Source organism: Phytobacter sp. V69 (assembly GCF_965644215.1).
Taxonomy (GTDB): domain Bacteria; phylum Pseudomonadota; class Gammaproteobacteria; order Enterobacterales; family Enterobacteriaceae; genus Phytobacter.
Genome location: NZ_CBFFRL010000335.1, coordinates 1 through 3,071 on the forward strand (window position 1 = coordinate 1; position 3,071 = coordinate 3,071).

Below are 3,071 nucleotides of genomic sequence, written 5' to 3' on the forward strand. Positions count from 1 at the left end.
ACAGCTCAGCTAAGGTAAGGCTAATACAGCTAAGGACTCCACTGAACCCCACCGATTAAATCGCACCTTCCCTTGATTTACCGCTTTCTCTGGTGCTGATACGATCAGATGCAACTCGACGTTGTAGAACATACGTTTTCTTTGTAGCACTGACCTTAACGCCGAAACCCACAGGGGCATCACGATGAGCATCAAAGACTATGTAAGGCTGACGATCTGGGTTGGGTTCATATTCAATAAAGCCATCAAAAGTAACCCTCGGTCGCACGTCTATTGATAACTTGTTGAGAATCATTGTTTTAGAAAGAGTTATGTTCATAAATCAACCTGTGTAGCCTAGTTTTGATTTTTGCTGATACCCAAATCATAACTGAGTTACACATGGGCTACAAATTGAACTTTTGAGTGTGTTATATGTAGCCTAATACACTCACTTGAAAACTAGCGCAAAAGGCTAAAAATGAGTAAAATCAATGATAAAAATAACGGAGTACAAGGCCTAGAAAGCCATACCCCGATGATGCAGCAATATGTGAATGGCCGCGCGCAGGACTAGCATACGCTTTCCCTGTACGACAAATTCAACACCCTGGTGTGGGAACTTGTTTCTCACCTCTGGTTTTTAATGGTGCTGGTGGTGCTAACGACCGTCAGTATGTGGCTGTTCCGCACCATTAAAAGCAATGCGGTTCGCCTGCTCGACAACATTACGCTTAGCAAGCTCTCCGTGGCGTTTTTAGCGTTCGGTATCCTTTATGCCGCCTTCCGCCGCCTAGTATTCATTATTTATCCTGATATATTGCGCGACGCGCTGTTCAATTTCGCCGTCATGCAATCGCTATTTTACATCCCGTTTTTTCTGCTGGGCGCGTTGACCTTTATTAACCCGCGTCTCAAATCCCTGTTCATTAACCCCTCCCCTGCCTGCTTTGTTGGCTCGATCATCGGCTTTGCCGCCTATCTGCTGAATCAGCGTTATGGCAGCGGCGATGCCTGGATATATGAAACCGAGTCGGTGATTACCATGCTGCTGGGTCTGTGGATGGTGAACGTGGTGTTTTCACTGGGCCACCGGATGCTGAATTTCCAGTCATCGCGCGTAAGCTATTTTGTTAACGCGTCGCTGTTTATCTACCTGGTGCACCACCCGCTGACGCTGCTGTTTGGCGCGTGGATAACCCCGCATATCCATTCCAACCTGATCGGATTTACCACCGGGCTGGTGTTCGTTATCGGCTCTGCCGTGCTGCTGTATGAAGCACACCTGCGGATCCCGGTGCTGCGTTTCATCTTCTCCGGCAAGCCGGAAGGTAAAAGCAGCAACACCCACGTGACGGCACGTTAAGCGGATGAGGGCTGCCTGAAACTCAGAGCAGCCACTCAACCGGCAGATGCGACGCCAGCCGAACAAGTAATCGTTGCCAGAACCGCGTCTGCGGTTCTTTTTTCAGCACAATCTCTTCACCGTTCTGCAGTTCCACCCAGGTAATCCGCCCCCAGCGATCGAGGCGTAATTGCCAGGCTGCCGCACGCTGACTGCGCAAAAAACGGTGGTGGATACGTCGGGCGAGCTCGGCGCTGTCGATAACAAACCCCATCTCCGTGTTCAACATCGCGGAGCGTGGGTCGAAGTTAAACGAGCCAATAAACACCTTTTCGCCATCGATACTGAACGTCTTGGCATGCAGGCTGGAGCCGGAATTCCCAGTCAGCCCCCGGTCATGCAGCGGGTGTGCCTCGTCGCGGGTAGGCTTGAGCTCATACAGCTCAATGCCGTGTCGGAGCAACTTCTTGCGCCAGCGCGCATAGCCCGCGTGCACCACGGAAACATCGTTCGCCGCAAGGGAATTGGTGAGAATAGCGATGTTAACCCCTTTTCGCGCCAGGCGAATAAGCTGAGCCACGCCCCGGCGGCCCGGCACGAAATAGGCCGAAATAATATCCACCTGCCGCTCCGGCATGCCCATCACTTTGCGCAGACGCTCGGGTAACAGGGTATGCGCGTGCGCTTTGCCCTGCCCTTTGCGGGGGTCATCGCTCAACAGCCGGGTTTTCGCCCATATAACCGGCAAGGTTCCGGACTCCAGTTGATGAGTAAACGGGGTCGACTCCAGTTTGTTGCGATAGCGCATTGCCGTCACGTCTTCGTACCACGCCTGTGGCATACGAATACGTTCAGCGATCGCCTCTTGCGGCAAGTCCAGCACCGTACGCAGCGGTGACACGCATTCGCAGTGCCAGTAGCGGGAAAAATCATCGCTGACGTCCTGCACCACCGGGCCAATAGCCATCACATCCAGATCGGTAAACAGCGGCTCTTCCCCGGCACCAAAATAAGCATCTCCCACATTGCGCCCGCCCACCAGCGTCACGACGCCATCAGCGGTAAAGCTTTTGTTGTGCATCCGCCGATTGAGGCGGGCAAAGTCGGTGAGATAACCCAGCGCGCGCAGCGTACGAAACGAGAAGGGATTGAACAGGCGGACTTCGATGCGCGGATGGGCATCAAGCTGGCATAACACTTCGTCCATGCCAAGCGTGTTGTTGTCATCCAGCAGCAGCCGGACCTGCACACCGCGATCCGCCGCCTCCAGCAGCGCCAGCAACAGCAGTCGCCCGGACATGTCGTCCTCCCAGATGTAGTACTGCACATCCAGAGTACTCTGGGCCATTTCCGCCAGACGATAACGCGCCACAAAGGCGTCCATGCTGTCATCCAGCGCCACCAGCCCGCACAGGTCGGGATGGGCTGCGCACAGAGGCGAGACGGCCCGCCCCAGCCGTGTATCCTGCGGCGGGGTCATCTGCTCTTGCAAGGGGAAGTCATTTTCGTCGATTATTTTCATTGTCATAGCTGTCAAAGTATACCCGCCAGCGTCGCGTCTGGTGGGTGGGATAATCCGAAACACCCAACGCAGGTGATACTCACGCACATTATCTTTGATAATTATCGCAACTTTGCGATGCGCCGTTTGAAAGCGGCTGAGCTTTTACTGTAAGCGTCTCATACATACCGTATTGACTTATAATGGCAATATGCAGCAACTCAGAACCGTACAGACTTACTATTC

2 protein-coding genes and 1 pseudogene are annotated in these 3,071 nt (G+C 53.3%); 1 reads left to right on the forward strand and 2 read right to left on the reverse strand.

All coding sequences use genetic code 11. The annotated features are described in order from the left end of the window. Positions 1 to 55: 55 nt before the first annotated feature. On the reverse strand, positions 56 to 319 hold the full coding sequence (locus ACSZPU_RS24655; protein ID WP_499004213.1) for a hypothetical protein: 264 nt from the start codon (positions 317 to 319) through the stop codon (positions 56 to 58). Positions 320 to 517: 198 nt separating this feature from the next. Here ACSZPU_RS24655 and ACSZPU_RS24660 point away from each other — a divergent pair. Then, positions 518 to 1,345 (forward strand): annotated as a pseudogene (locus tag ACSZPU_RS24660) (glucans biosynthesis protein C); the annotation flags it as partial. Positions 1,346 to 1,367: 22 nt separating this feature from the next. Here ACSZPU_RS24660 and ACSZPU_RS24665 read toward each other — a convergent pair. Next, on the reverse strand, positions 1,368 to 2,804 hold the full coding sequence (locus ACSZPU_RS24665; protein ID WP_499004215.1) for a phospholipase D family protein: 1,437 nt from the start codon (positions 2,802 to 2,804) through the stop codon (positions 1,368 to 1,370). Positions 2,805 to 3,071 lie beyond the last annotated feature (267 nt).

Coding starts and splice junctions, on each gene's coding strand:
- ACSZPU_RS24655 (WP_499004213.1), bottom strand. CDS start 319: ATGAACATAACTCTTTCTAAAACAATGATTCTCAACAAGTTATCAATA.
- ACSZPU_RS24665 (WP_499004215.1), bottom strand. CDS start 2,804: ATGACCCCGCCGCAGGATACACGGCTGGGGCGGGCCGTCTCGCCTCTG.